We start from the raw sequence: 13,397 nt of genomic DNA, 5'->3' as shown, positions 1-13,397 counted from the left end.
TGGCGGCGCCTCAGACGCGGAACGCTCCGATGAGTTGCTGCAGACGGGCAACCAGCTCGGTCAGCTCGCGGCTCGCCTGTTCGGTGTGCCCTGCGCCTTCGGCGGTGCGTTGTCCGGCTTCGTTGATCGCGACGATATTCCGGTCGATGTCGTGCGCGACGGCAGTCTGCTGCTCCGCAGCCGCGGCAATCTGCTGGTTCTGATCGACGATGATACCGACGGCACCAAGGATATTATCCAGCGCCTGCTGTACCTGAGCCGACTGGCTGACTGTTTCTTCGGCCATCGAATGGCTCGCATGCATGGTCTTGACCGCCGCGCCGACGCCGCCCTGCAACCGCGCGATCATGTGCTCGATCTCCTCGGTCGACTGCTGGGTACGCTTGGCGAGGCTGCGCACTTCATCGGCAACCACAGCGAAGCCACGACCTTGTTCACCGGCCCGCGCCGCCTCGATCGCGGCATTGAGCGCGAGCAGGTTGGTCTGCTCGGCCACACCCTTGATGACATCCAGCACCTGGCTGATGGCCTTGCTGTCGCTGGCCAGTTGATTGATCACCTTGACCGACTGCTCGATCTCCGCCGCCAAGCGTCCGATTCCACCGACCTGGGCGACCACCAGCCCCCGACCGCTGGCGGTTTCATCGTTGACGCTCTGAGCGCTGCCGACGGCCGCTTCGGCGCTGGTGGCTACTTCCTGAGCGGTCGCGGACATCTCATTCATGGCGGTGGCGACCTGCTCGATCTGACCGCGCTGTTGCGACACGGTCTGGTTGCTCTCGCCCGAGACCATTTCGACCCGTGACGCCTGACGCTGCACTTCGCCAACCGTCTGGCCGACCCGTTCGATCAGCTCGCGAATCCTGGCCACCGTGTCGTTGAACACCTGGCCAAGCTCGCCCAGCTCATCGCGGCTCTGAACGGTGAAACGCGCCGTCATGTCGCCTGCGGCCACGCGGTCCATGATCGCGCCGAGGCTGCGCAGCGATGCACGGGTTGACATGTAGAAAGCGCTATAGAGGTAGACCACGAGCAGGAATACCAGCGCCAGTGCGGCGAGCAGAAGGATCATCAACAGACGCTTTTGCTCCAGTCGCTGCTCGAGCTCATCATCGAGAAAGCCGAGAATGGCGTCATTGAGCGCGTAGGTCTTCGCCATCTCGGTACCGATCTGGTCGTAGAAACTTTCCCAGGGACGATCGAGTGCCTCGGCCATGATCACCTGATCCTGGAAAATATCACTGCTGGTCTGCAGGGAGCCCCGGCTGGCTTCGGCGTAGCTTTCGAGTTGACGCAACGCAGCGGCGCTGCCGCCGAGCACGTCCTGCAACTGAGCGCCGTACTGGGCGTGCTGCTTCTCCAGCTCGAGCAGCAGGTTGTCCAGGGTGTTGCTGGCGTCGGAATTCAGGAAACCCTGGCCGAAGGTATAGGAACCCACCGCGCGGCCCTCGCCGAGCGCGGCGGTGATCGAGGGCGTCACCGAGGTCAGCAGTTCGGCCAGCATCCGCACGTCGCGCTGGCCGTCCTGGCTCAGCCCCGACTGGCTGGCGATCAACTTGATCATTACCTGCGCCTTGCCCAACAGCGCACGCGCCATCGCCACCTTGGCCTGCAAGGACTGCTGCGCCTGCGCCTCGCGCAGTGCGGCATCGAGCTCATCCCGGCGGGTGTTGAATTCGGCGACCTGCTCGGGGTTTTCACTCACCGGCGCCAGCCGCTGCATCCGCTCGGAGAGCGCCCGTTCGACATTGGCCAACCGGGTCACGAGTGCTTGCACTTCGCCGGTCTGGCCGATGATGCCCTCGATCTCCACCAAGTCCCTCCACGTCTCCATTTCCCGACGCAGCTGCAACGCGGTGCCCATCAGCTCCAGACTCTGCAGCTCGGTACGGGTGCCCACGAATTCCCGGTACGAGTCACGCACCACGTAGAAGTTGGTCAGCAGCATGGGGACGAAGAAGAGCACGCTGATCAGGCTGAACTTCATGCCGAAGCTCAGACGATTCATCAATGCGATCGCGGGATACAACAGACTGTTCAAGAGACGTCTCCCAATTCTTATTATTGCCGTCAGCATCGGGGCTGCAGCGGGGCTCGTCAGAGAGTGGCGCGAGCACACTTATACGGGATATCGGTCGCCGTTTATGTAACTTAAGGTAGTGGCAGGGTGATAGCTCAACAAGTGGCAGAAGGCGCGCCGATTCCGGCATATCCACCCTGTTTATCCGACGCCCGGTAAGGGTCGCGACCATGACCGGGCGGCGCGTTACCCCGTTCGCCGCCCCTAGAACAGCAGGACCCAGAGCGCGATGGCTGTGTACCAGAGCATGCGAGTACGCACCAGCAGGGCGGCGAGGCTGTCGAGCCGGGCGATGCCCGCCTCGCCTTCGAAGGGCTCGCGCAGGTCGGCCGCCGCCGGACCGACCTCGGCCAGCAACCGGGGCGCCGGGATGTCCCAGTGCAACAGGTCGTGCAGCAAGGCGCGGTTGACCGCGACGAAGTTGCCGACCAGGCCGAAGCTGGCCAGCAGGACCCGCACCGGCAGCCAGTCGAACGCATGACGCAGTTGCCCGGCCCGCTCGCGCATGTCTTCACTGCGCGCATGCTCGACGGTCAACGCAAGCAGCCGGTATGCCAGCGCGGCCATGGGGCCTAGCAGCACGTACCAGAAAATCACCGCAAAGAAGCCTTGGTGGCTGCGCCAGAGCAGTTGCGCCTCAACCGCCCGCAGCAAGCTCGGCGCGTCCGGCGCGCCGAGTCCCAAGTCGCGCTCGGCCACCAGCACGGCGGCCTCGTCGTCACCCCGCCGCCAGGCATCGCGAAATGCACCGAACTCGCGCTTGCCCTCGCCGCGCCCCAGGCTATAGAGCAACACCAGCAGATGAAGCGGCAGACTGAGCCAGCCATACGCCAGAGGTTCGAGCGCCATCAGCAATACACCGAGCAGCAGCACCGGCGCGAGCACCAGCAGCAACAGGCCCAACCAGGGCCTGGCGACCGTCCCGGCATCGCCCTCGACCCGCTGTAGCAGACGCAGCCAGGCTCCGTCGTGCTGCACGTCTCGCCGCCAGTGGGTGAGCTTGTCGATAAGCAGAACCAGCAGCACCACGAGAAAAATCATGTTCGTATCCTATGAGGGCGGTCTCAGGCAACGATCGAGGCCGCGCGCAGGCGCTGCCAGTCGAATGCCGGGCCAGGGTCGGTCTTGCGCCCCGGTGCGATATCACTATGGCCGCAGACCCGCTCCGGAGTGATCCCCGGGTAGGCTTGCTGCAGCAGTTGGCAAAGGCGAGTCAGACTCTCGTACTGGGCTTCACTGAAGGGTGTGTCATCCGTGCCTTCCAGTTCGATACCGAGGGAAAAGTCGTTACAGCCCTCGCGCTCGCCGAAGCACGACACGCCGGCGTGCCAGGCACGATCCAGACAGGAGACGAACTGAGTGATGGCGCCATCACGTTCGATGAGGAAATGTGCCGACACTTGCAGGCTCGCGATCTCTTCGAAGAAGGGATGCTCATCGGTGGGCAGGCAGTTCTGGAAGAACTGCTGGACCTTGCCGGTCCCGAAGCAACCAGGCGGCAGGCTGATGTTGTGAATGACCAGCAGCGATATTTCGCCATCAGGACGCTGGTTGAAGTTGGGCGAGGGGCAATGGCGAATGCCTCGGCACCAGCCTGTCGCGTGATCCAACTGCATGAGCGTGAAACCTGGGTGATCGGCGGGCTTGCAGGCTAGCGCCTGCGAGCGGCAGCCTGCAAGCCGCCTGGGCTATTCGCCGTCCGTCGCCTGCGGGGCATCGGCGCGCTTTTCATCGCGTCGCGAAGCCAGGCGATCCGCCAGCCGCGTCGGTTCCGGCAACCGGTAGCGGGTGACATAGCGCAGCACCAATTGTGGCGCACTCGCCAGACTGACCCGATTGCCCGGCGAGATAATCAATGGACGCACCTTGTCCTTGCTTCGCAACACGCTGCCGATCACGCTGCCCCCCTTGTCCAGCAGGTCGACCCGCTCGCCGCGCCGCTCGCCGAGTGGCGCGTGGTGCCCCGTGAGGATCTTCTTCGCCACGCCGATCGTCGGCAGTCCGGTGATCACGCCAAGGTGCGCGGCGATGCCGAGACCACGGGGATGGGCGATGCCATGCCCGTCGGACAGGATCAGGTCAGGGGTGTACCCGAGCGAATCGAGCGCCTGCAGCACCGCAGGCAGTTCGCGAAACGACAACAGGCCGGGAATATAGGGCATGCACGTGGGGATTCGCGCCAATGCCTGCGCCAACGGCTCGAGCGTTTCCGCATCGAGCAACACCGCCGCCGCGCGGGTGATTTCGCCGCCCGCCTCGAAGCCGACATCGACCCCCGCGATCAGCCGCAGCGGGCCGAAATCGTCCTCCAGCACAACCTTGCCGGCCAGTTGCTTCTGAATTTCCCTGGCCGCCGCAGGGCTGCCATCCCACTCACTGAACGCATCGGCTCGGGGTCGTGGTGTGTTTACGGTCATGCAAACCCTCTGATGTCTGTTCCGACTCGCCGCGTGTCGGCCCTTCAAGCATCTTAGACTCACGTTCGACTGGACAGTCATGCAAAAAAATAAGACGCTCCCGCCGGACTGCGGCAGTTTTACCCTGCTTTGCCTATACAAAAATAAACGGAACAGTCAGAAGACCCTGAGCATGCCCACCGCCCAACCCTTGAAACGTATCAGCATTCTGGCCACCGACGGGGTATTTGCGTCCACCCTGTTGCACGCCAAGGATTTCTTTCACATGGCCAGCCTGCGATATGGCAAGCAACTCGGCCTGGACCTGACACCCGCCTTCGAAACGGTACTGGTCAGTCCCGATGGTCAGCCGGTCAGCACATTCAGCGGGCCACGTATCGAGGTCGACGGGGCGCTGGATGATGCCGATGCGGTAATCCTTCCGGCATTCTGGGGCGATTTCGATGCGCTCTGCCGCCAGTATCCACAGGTGGGCCCCTGGCTACAGGCTCGACACGAAGCCGGGAGCGCCATCTGCGGCGAAGCCTCCGGCGCGTTCTGGATGGCAGCGGCGGGATTGCTCGACGAACGCGAAGGCACCACCCACTGGCGCTTCGCGCGGGAGTTCGCCGAACGCTTTCCGCGAGTGCTGTTCACCCAGGAAAAGCACCTGACCGACAGCGATAACCTGTACTGCGCAGGCGGCACCACCTCGGCGTGCGATCTGTACATGCATCTGGTCGAGCGCTTCTGCGGCGCGCACATCGCGCAGGGCATGGCGCGCGACATTCTGTTCGAAGTACAGCGCAACTACAGTCCCGGACGCATCGGCTTCGGCGGCCAGAAACTTCATCTGGACACTCGCATCCTGCAGATCCAGGAATGGCTGGAAGAGCATTTCGCCGAGAAGTTCCGCTTCGAAGACGTGGCCCGCGACCATGGCATGAGCATCCGCAACTTCATGCGGCGCTTTCAGACGGCAACGGGTGACAAACCGCTGCACTATCTGCAACGGCTGCGTATCGAAACGGCCAAGACGTTGCTGTCCACCACCCGCAAGAGCATCAAGACGATCAGCTATGAAGTGGGCTACGACGACGCGAGCTTCTTCGCGCGATTGTTCCGCCAACACACCGAACTGTCGCCTAACCAGTACCGGCAGCAGTACAGGTTCAAGAACAGCTGAAGCTGGAAGCGCCACACGCGTAGGAAGATATCGGCTGCATTTCCCTACGCCCGGGCATCCGCCTGCTTCCAGCGGACAGTCGCGCTCTACGGCTTATGTGGACGCGCCAGATATTCGTGCGATTGCATTTCCAGCAGGCGACTCAGGGTGCGCTGGAATTCGAACTCCAGGCGCCCACCGGCATAGAGGTCCTTGAGTTCAACCTCGGCGGAGAGAATCAGCTTCACGTTGCGGTCGTAGAACTCGTCCACCATGTTGATGAAGCGACGCGCCATGTCGTCTTTGGACACATCCATTCGCTCGATGTTGGAAACCAGCACCGCATCGAAAATCTTGCCCAGCTCGATGTAGTCGTTCTGGCTGCGCGGACCATCGCAGAGTTCACGAAACTCGAACCAGGCGACGCCGCTCGCCGTCTTGCGCGCAACGATCTCGCGGTTCTCGATCATCAGCGCCTCGTTCTCCTGCACCCGGCACTGCTCCGGCAGCAGGCTGCGGAAGCTCTTTTCCAGGCTCTGCTCCGCTTCGGCGTCCAGCGGGAAGTGGTAAAGCTCCGCCTGCTCGAGCGCGCGCAGGCGGTAGTCGATGCCGCTGTCGACGTTGACGATCTCGGTATGCTTCTTCAACAGTTCGATGGCGGGCAGGAAGCGAGCACGTTGCAGACCATCCTTGTACAGGCCGTCCGGGACGATGTTGGAGGTCGCCACCAGGCTTACGCCGTTCTTGAACAGCTCTTCGAGCAGGGTCGCCAGGATCATCGCATCGGTGATATCGGAGACGAAGAACTCGTCGAAACAGATCACTCGCGACTCGTCAGCGAAGCGCTTGCCAATGATGGTCAGGGGATTCTTTTCGCCCTTGAGGGTGCGCATTTCTTCATGCACGCGCTTCATGAAGCGATGGAAGTGAGTACGGGTCTTCTGCTCAAACGGCAGCGAGTCGAAGAAGGTATCGACCAGATAGGTCTTGCCGCGGCCGACGCCCCCCCAGAAATACAGCCCTTTTACCGGCTGCTGCTGTTTCCGACCGAACAGTTTGCCAAGCAACCCGGCCTTGTTGCGGTCATCGGCAACCAGGTCGTCATACAGACGCTGCAGATGGCGCACGGCCGTTTCCTGCGCCGCATCGTGGAAAAAATCGGGACGTTTCAGGTCTTCCTGATAGCGCTCAAGCGGGGTCATGGCGGGGTCTGGGTAGTGAAACGGGGCCGACACTTTAGCCGCGCCCTCGGTGGTTGGCAATTTACGCAGGTCGTTCAAGCGCTTGGGCCTCCAGTTATCAGCGTTTCGCAGCATCGTGCCGGTACGAACGGTGCCCGGCGTGTTCCTGCGCCAATTACACCATGAGCGTCGCCAGCGCCTGGCGCAGGCGCAGCATGGCGGCTTCCAATGCCGGTTCATCGGCATAGGCCGGGCTGTCGGCGATGCATTCCCCATCCAGCCACAAGGTGAATTGATTGTCTTCGTCGGCACGGAGTTCCAACGCATCCACGCCCTGGGCGATCAGACGCTGGCTGATCGCCCCGATCGCCTTGGGATCGCTGAACGGGCGTGACAGCAGCAGCTCTTCACCGTCTGCTGCGAAAAAGCGAAAACGGAAGCTGCCATCGCGTTCGCGGAAGCTGGCGAAGCGGGCGATCTTGCCCCCTTTCTTCTTCGCCGGAGCGGCGCTGGCCACTTCGCTGCGGAAGTTGCGCAGCCCGACGGCCTCACGCAGCTCACCGAGGAACGGCTTGGCGATCTTGCGCGCCTTGGCTGCGCCGGCCTGCAGAATGTCTTCCAGGTCACCGGGACGCTGAAGCAGTGTGTGATAGCGCTCGCGCGCCTCACCCAGCTCGTTATCAAGCAGTTGGAACAGCCGTGCCTTGGCGTCCCCCCAGGCCAGCCCGCCGACCAGCTCGGCGCGGAATTCGGCCAGTTGCGCCGGCGTCGCGAATGCCTGGTAGATCGTGAACAGATGGGAGTCGTCGGGATCTTTCGGCTCGCCCGGCAGCCTGGAGTCGGTGACGATACGGGCAATGGTGCTCTTGAGTGCCTTGGCACTGGCGAACAGCGGGATGGTGTTGTCGTAACTCTTGGACATCTTGCGACCGTCGAGGCCCGGCAACGTCGCCACCCCGTCCTCGATCACGGCGGCCGGCAGGGTGAACAACTCCTTGCCATTGCCAAACAGATGATTGAAACGCTGGGCGATGTCGCGCGCCATCTCCACGTGCTGGATCTGGTCGCGCCCGACCGGCACCTTGTGCGCATTGAACATGAGGATGTCCGCGGCCATCAGCACCGGGTAGCTGAACAATCCCATGGTGACACCGGCGTCAGGGTCTTCACCCAGCTCGACATTCCTGTCCACCGAAGCCTTGTAGGCATGGGCGCGGTTCAGCAGGCCCTTGCCCGCAACGCAGGTCAGCAGCCAGGTCAGTTCAGGAATTTCGGGAATATCGGACTGGCGATAGAAGGTCACCCGTTCCGCATCCAGACCACAGGCCAGCCAGGTGGCGGCGATCTCGAGTCGCGACTGCTGGATACGCAGCGGATCGTCGCACTTGATCAGCGCATGGTAATCGGCGAGGAAATAAAAGGAGTCGGCATCGGCCTCTCGGCTGGCGACGATCGCCGGGCGGATGGCCCCCGCGTAGTTGCCCAGATGGGGCGTGCCCGTGGTGGTGATGCCGGTAAGAATTCGGGTTTTCATACGATCGTCTCGAGTCAGTCTGCGCAAGCGGCCAGTGGACGGTTCAAAGGGCGTGACACGCACGCCCGGCGGCACGGCCTGCGTAGGTCAGCGCCTTACGCCAGCCGGGGCGCCACCAGCTCTTTGAGTTCTACCAGCTTGCCATGGAAAAAGTGGCCGCATTCTGCCACTTTCAGCAGCTCGTGGGGACGCCCAAGCGCTGCCGAGAAGGCATGCACCGAGCCCGGCTCGATCACTTCGTCGTCGTCCGGCTGAATGATGGTGAGCGCGCAACGCTCGGCCAGCGGCTGATCCGCCAGTCGCGAGACCGCAGGCGCGACCATGAACAGTTTGTCCAGCGGCTCTCCACGCGCCTCGACCCGCCCCGCCAGCGTCGCGGCCACGAAACCGCCGAACGAAAAGCCGAGCAAGGTCAACGGCCGCTCGGGATGCTGCGCTCGCAGCCACTTCAGCGCAGCCTCGGCATCCTCGACCTCACCTGTGTTCATGTCATGGCTGCCTTCACTGCCGCCCACCCCACGAAAATTGAAGCGAAGCGTTGCGTAGCCTTCGTCGCGCGCCGTGCGCTGCAACGTCGAGACCACCTTGTTGAGCATGGTCCCGCCCTTCACGGGGTTGGGGTGGCAGATCAGTGCCAGTCCGCGCGCATCAGGCTGATCGAAGTACAAACCTTCCAGCACACCGGCCGGGCCGTTGATCGAAACAGGGGTTTCACGTTTCAAGAAAATAACTCCGTGACCTTGGGGCAAGTCGACTCGTCTTGCTTTGACGTCGCCTGAGGCCGCTCGCATCGCTTCGCGGTATACAGGGCAGGTACGAGACGTTAACGTATCAGGCCGTGGGAAAACCACTGCACAAGGCGCTGCAGAACCCGGATATCAGTTGCGGCCTGGCCTGATAGCCGCCCTGCCTGATCGCCACCACACGGTTTTTGTCACGGCCTGAAAGCATGCCGTTTATATAGAGGAAGTACTCGTGGAACAGACCCTCGCGACCTGGTTGCTCCCAATTGTCGGCGTGATTGCCGGCATCGCCATTGGTTATCTGATCGCGCGAAACAGTGCGCCGAACAGCACACAGCGTCAGGTGGATGAGCTGCAGGAGCGCTTCGACACCTATCAAAGCGAAGTGGTGACGCATTTCAACACGACGGCCAGCCTGTTGCGCAAGCTGACCAACAGCTATCAGGACATGCAGGATCATCTGTCCGAAGGCGCGGACAAACTCGCGCTGGATGAACAGACCCGCCAGCGTCTACTCGCCGCGCTGCACAGCGAAGAAAACCACAGCCACCGCGAACGCCTCAACTCGCCGACGTTCACCGAGCCGCCGAAGGATTACGCACCGAAGGACTCCGATGTCCCCGGCACACTCCACGAGAACTTCGGCCTCAAAGGCAAGCATTGAGCCGGAGGGCGGCACCTGTGTGCCGCCTTTCATACCGGCGTTATTGAGTCAGGCGCATCGACAGGTCGACTGCCCGAACGTGCTTGGTCAAGGCCCCGATGGAAATGTAATCCACGCCGGTTTCGGCAATTGCGCGCAGCGTTTCATCGTCGATTCCGCCGGAGGCCTCAAGCTTGGCCCGACCCGCCGCCACGTTAACGGCGGTGCGCATGTCGGCCAGACTCAGCTCATCGAGCATCACCACATCGGCGCCAGCACGTAGCGCCTGCTCCAGTTCCTCAAGACTCTCCACCTCGACTTCCACCGGTTTGCCCGGTGCGATGCGATGCGCGGCCGCCACGGCTTCGGCGATGCCACCGCAGGCGGCGATATGATTTTCCTTGATCAGGAACGCATCGTATAAACCGATGCGATGGTTATGGCAGCCGCCACAGGTCACTGCGTATTTCTGCGCCAGTCGCAGGCCCGGAATCGTTTTACGGGTGTCGAGCAACTGCACCCCGGTGCCCTCGACGAGGTCGGCATAATGCCGGCAGCGAGTCGCAACGCCCGAAAGCGTCTGCAGGAAGTTCAGCGCCGCGCGCTCGCCGCTGAGCAGCGCGCGCGCCGGCCCTTCGAGATGAAACAGCACCCGATCGGCCGCTACCCGTTCGCCATCGGTCACCTGCCAATGCACGGCGACCCGCGGGTCCAACTGGCGAAACACTGCATCGACCCAGGCCGTACCGCTGATGACCGCCGCTTCGCGCGTGATGACCGTGGCATGGGCCAGGCGCTCGGCCGGGATCAGCATGGCCGTGATATCGCCGGTACCGACATCCTCGGTCAGTGCCTTGCGCACGTTGGTTTCGATTTCCGCAGACAAGTCAGCAAGGGTGATATTGGTCACGACGGCCTCCCATAAAATTCGCAGAGAGTATAAGGTTCAAACGACCCCAGCAGCATGGGTGTGGCATACGGAGCGAGAGCAATCAGCGATTACGACTATGCGACTCGCATTTTTTCCGACCGCCCGTAGGAATTCGCTCAAGTATCTGTGAGCTGCATCATGTCCAAAACAAAACCGCGCTAGGCTAATGAACAAGCTGCATATAATGGACTCATAAATTGGCGCCACGGAAATGGCGAACCCCTTTGCCAAATGGACGAGCCGTTGCCCCTGCCCATGATCAGCGGCATGCTAAGCGGTGTTGAGCGCTTGAATCACAGGCGACCGGAGAGTCTTGATGCGAACCGATGCGAAAGTGGTGCACCTGAAGGCTGCCCCTGAGCAAAAGCCGACCTCGCCGGCAGGTAGATTACCTGTCGCGCTCATCAGTGTGCGCGACAAGGCAGCGCAGCAGTTGCGGCTGGCCTTGCAGACACTGTTCGACAACGCAGACGACTCGCTCTTCGAGATTGCCGACCGCGCCACCAGCAACGCTGAACAGAACGCCTTCTTCGAAGCCATGCGCGACCTGCGCATGAAGCGTCGCGGAATCGAACGCAGCTTCCTGCAGCAAGTGTTCGAGTCTTTCGCCAAACTCAATCAGTATGAAATCGGCAAGCCGCCGCAGCCCGAAGCATCCTTCGAAAGCCTGGCGCTGGTGCAGAACGACGAACTGGAAGAGTCGGTTGCCATCGACACCATGGTCGCCAAGGTCATGAGCCGCGCCAGCCAGCCGCTCAGCCACCTCACCACGCGCATGAACGTGCTGGTCAGCAGAAAACTGGACGACAAAAGCAATCCGCTGGGTCCCCAGCAGTTGTGTGAATACTTCCTCGAGGCCTGCCGCAGCCTGGGCGTCGAGATCAAGGTCAAGCTGATCATCCTCAAGCTCTTCGAGCGCTACGTACTGACGGACCTCGAACAGCTGTACGCCGAATCGAACCAGACGCTGGTTGCCGCCGGCATCCTGCCGGAACTGCAGTCGGCCCAGCCGCGTCGCGCAAGCCGCCCTGGCGCAGCGAGCGGCAGCACCCCGCGGTCGGGCTTCGGCGAGTCGCCGGCCTATACGGACGAGGGCGTGCACGAGGCGTTCGGCACGTTGCAGGCATTGCTTTCGGAGCTACGCGGAAGTGCGCTGCCCGCCCGCAATCTGCCCAGCGATGCCGTTCCGATCTCGAGCAACGACCTGATGCGGCTGCTCTCGCATCTGCAGTCGCGGGCACCTCAGCAGGTGGATGAATACGACCTGCAAGGCCAGCTTGAGGAACTCCTGCATCGCGTCAGCGCCAAGAGTGGCAAGTCGCGCGTGGTTGGCGAGGTCGACGAAGACGTCATCAACCTGGTGTCGATGCTGTTCGAGTTCATTCTCGACGACCGCACCTTACCCGACTCGCTCAAGGCGCTGATCGGGCGCCTGCAGATCCCGGTGCTCAAGGTCGCTGTCCTCGACAAGACCTTCTTCAGCCGGGGCAGTCACCCGGCCCGCCGCCTGCTCAACGAGATTGCTTCAGCCGCCATGGGCTGGGTCGATCAGGACGAGGCGCAGCGCGACAGCCTCTACCAGAAGATCGAGCAGGTCGTGTCTCGCCTGCTGAACGATTTTGTCGACGACCCGGCCATCTTCTCCGAGCTGCTTGCCGATTTCCTTGCGTTCACCGGCGACGAGCGTCGGCGCAGCGAACTCCTCGAACAGCGCACACGGGACGCCGAAGAAGGACGTGCCAAGGCCGAAATGGCCCGCCAGGAAGTCGAACACGCACTCAACGAGCGCCTGCTCGGCAAGACCCTTCCCGAAGTCGTGGTCCGCCTACTGCAAGAGGCGTGGAGCAAAGTGCTGTTGCTGACATGCCTGAAACACGGCACGCAGTCCGAACAATGGCAGGCCGCCCTGTCCACGATGGACGACCTGATATGGAGCGTCACGCCGCACGACGAGCCCGAATCGCGCGCGCAACTGCTGGAACTGGTTCCGAGCCTGCTGAAAAACCTTCGTGAAGGGCTGGTCAGCGCCGCATTCGATCCCTTCTCCACCAGCGATTTCTTCACCCGGCTCGAAGCACTGCATGTCCAGACGATGCAGCAGTTCGACCAGCCCATCGAGCAAGCTCGACCCGCCCCCATCGATGACCGGGTTCGGGACGAGATCGCAACCGGACAAAAGCTGGAACTGCCGCCACGCGACGATCACGCCATTGAAGCGGACACGCCCGCCATGGTCGAGGTCAGCGAAGAAATCGTCTTGCTGGCGCCCGGCGAAAGCCGCGAGCAGGAGCCCGAGATCGATCTGGCCGATCACGATGAAGCATTGGCGCAGGTCGACAACCTGCGAGTCGGTAGCTGGGTGGAGTTCCAGGAAGACGAGGACCATAAGCTGCGCTGCAAGCTGGCCGCCGTGATCAAGCCCACGGGCAAATACATCTTTGTCAATCGCACTGGCATGAAGGTCCTGGAAAAGACCCGGATGGGGCTTGCCATCGAATTCCGGCGCGGCGCTATCCGCCTGCTCAACGATGCGCTGCTCTTCGATCGCGCACTGGAGTCGGTTATCGGCAACCTGCGCAGCCTGAAGAACAACGGACGCTAGGCGAACGCGCCGTGCAGGTTGTCGCCTGCACGGCCCCCCCCCGCCATTCCGCCTTGCACCGGTGCACGAACGCACCGCCGTGCTTGGCTTTTGCTCCCGCACCGCTAGAATGCCTGCATCCC

General features: G+C 62.3%; 11 protein-coding genes. 3 read left to right on the top strand and 8 right to left on the bottom strand.

Annotated features, from left to right (window positions below; all coding sequences use genetic code 11):
* Positions 1-10 precede the first annotated feature (10 nt).
* The 4 genes from GQA94_RS07500 to nfi all read right to left on the bottom strand — a co-directional run bounded on the left by GQA94_RS07500 (position 11) and on the right by nfi (position 4,497).
* Positions 11-2,041, bottom strand: coding sequence for a methyl-accepting chemotaxis protein (locus GQA94_RS07500; RefSeq protein ID WP_158187420.1), 2,031 nt, complete (start codon positions 2,039-2,041; stop codon positions 11-13).
* A gap of 243 nt (positions 2,042-2,284) precedes the next feature.
* Positions 2,285-3,121 (bottom strand): regulatory signaling modulator protein AmpE, encoded by an 837-nt coding sequence (gene ampE / locus GQA94_RS07495; protein WP_158187419.1) that lies wholly within the window; start codon positions 3,119-3,121, stop codon positions 2,285-2,287.
* 23 nt (positions 3,122-3,144) lie between these two features.
* Positions 3,145-3,696, bottom strand: coding sequence for a 1,6-anhydro-N-acetylmuramyl-L-alanine amidase AmpD (ampD, locus tag GQA94_RS07490; protein ID WP_158187418.1), 552 nt, complete (start codon positions 3,694-3,696; stop codon positions 3,145-3,147).
* A 72-nt stretch (positions 3,697-3,768) separates the two neighbouring features.
* Entirely contained in the window at positions 3,769-4,497 is a 729-nt protein-coding gene (nfi, locus tag GQA94_RS07485; protein ID WP_158187417.1) for a deoxyribonuclease V, read from the bottom strand.
* A gap of 172 nt (positions 4,498-4,669) precedes the next feature.
* Between nfi and GQA94_RS07480 the strand changes: the two genes are divergently transcribed.
* Positions 4,670-5,662: a GlxA family transcriptional regulator gene (locus tag GQA94_RS07480; protein WP_158187416.1), complete on the top strand. Its 993-nt coding sequence runs from the start codon at positions 4,670-4,672 to the stop codon at positions 5,660-5,662.
* Between the two features lie 86 nt (positions 5,663-5,748).
* On the opposite strand, the gene zapE is transcribed toward GQA94_RS07480, so the two are convergent.
* From zapE to GQA94_RS07465, 3 genes are all read right to left on the bottom strand, one after another.
* Positions 5,749-6,843, bottom strand: coding sequence for a cell division protein ZapE (gene zapE / locus GQA94_RS07475; RefSeq protein ID WP_158190053.1), 1,095 nt, complete (start codon positions 6,841-6,843; stop codon positions 5,749-5,751).
* A gap of 154 nt (positions 6,844-6,997) precedes the next feature.
* A complete protein-coding gene (locus GQA94_RS07470; RefSeq protein ID WP_158187415.1) occupies positions 6,998-8,356 on the bottom strand; it encodes a tryptophan--tRNA ligase in 1,359 nt (452 codons plus the stop codon).
* Between the two features lie 95 nt (positions 8,357-8,451).
* The gene (locus GQA94_RS07465) at positions 8,452-9,078 is read right to left on the bottom strand and encodes an alpha/beta hydrolase (protein ID WP_233270229.1); all 627 of its coding nucleotides are present in this window, start codon (positions 9,076-9,078) and stop codon (positions 8,452-8,454) included.
* Positions 9,079-9,331: 253 nt separating this feature from the next.
* Between GQA94_RS07465 and GQA94_RS07460 the strand changes: the two genes are divergently transcribed.
* Positions 9,332-9,763 carry a YhcB family protein gene (locus GQA94_RS07460; RefSeq protein WP_158187413.1) on the top strand — a complete coding sequence of 144 codons (432 nt, stop codon included), beginning with the start codon at positions 9,332-9,334 and terminating at the stop codon, positions 9,761-9,763.
* A gap of 40 nt (positions 9,764-9,803) precedes the next feature.
* Here GQA94_RS07460 and nadC read toward each other — a convergent pair whose 3' ends face one another.
* Positions 9,804-10,652 (bottom strand): carboxylating nicotinate-nucleotide diphosphorylase, encoded by an 849-nt coding sequence (nadC, locus tag GQA94_RS07455; protein WP_158187412.1) that lies wholly within the window; start codon positions 10,650-10,652, stop codon positions 9,804-9,806.
* A 337-nt stretch (positions 10,653-10,989) separates the two neighbouring features.
* On the opposite strand from nadC, the gene GQA94_RS07450 reads away from it, so the two are divergent.
* Complete coding sequence (locus tag GQA94_RS07450; protein ID WP_158187411.1) at positions 10,990-13,275, top strand: DUF1631 domain-containing protein; 2,286 nt, start codon at positions 10,990-10,992, stop codon at positions 13,273-13,275.
* Positions 13,276-13,397 lie beyond the last annotated feature (122 nt).

The organism is Stutzerimonas stutzeri (assembly GCF_009789555.1).
Taxonomy (GTDB): Bacteria; Pseudomonadota; Gammaproteobacteria; order Pseudomonadales; family Pseudomonadaceae; genus Stutzerimonas; species Stutzerimonas stutzeri_R.
The sequence above is the reverse complement of the archived record's forward strand: the minus strand, read 5'-3'. Positions and strand labels throughout refer to the sequence as shown.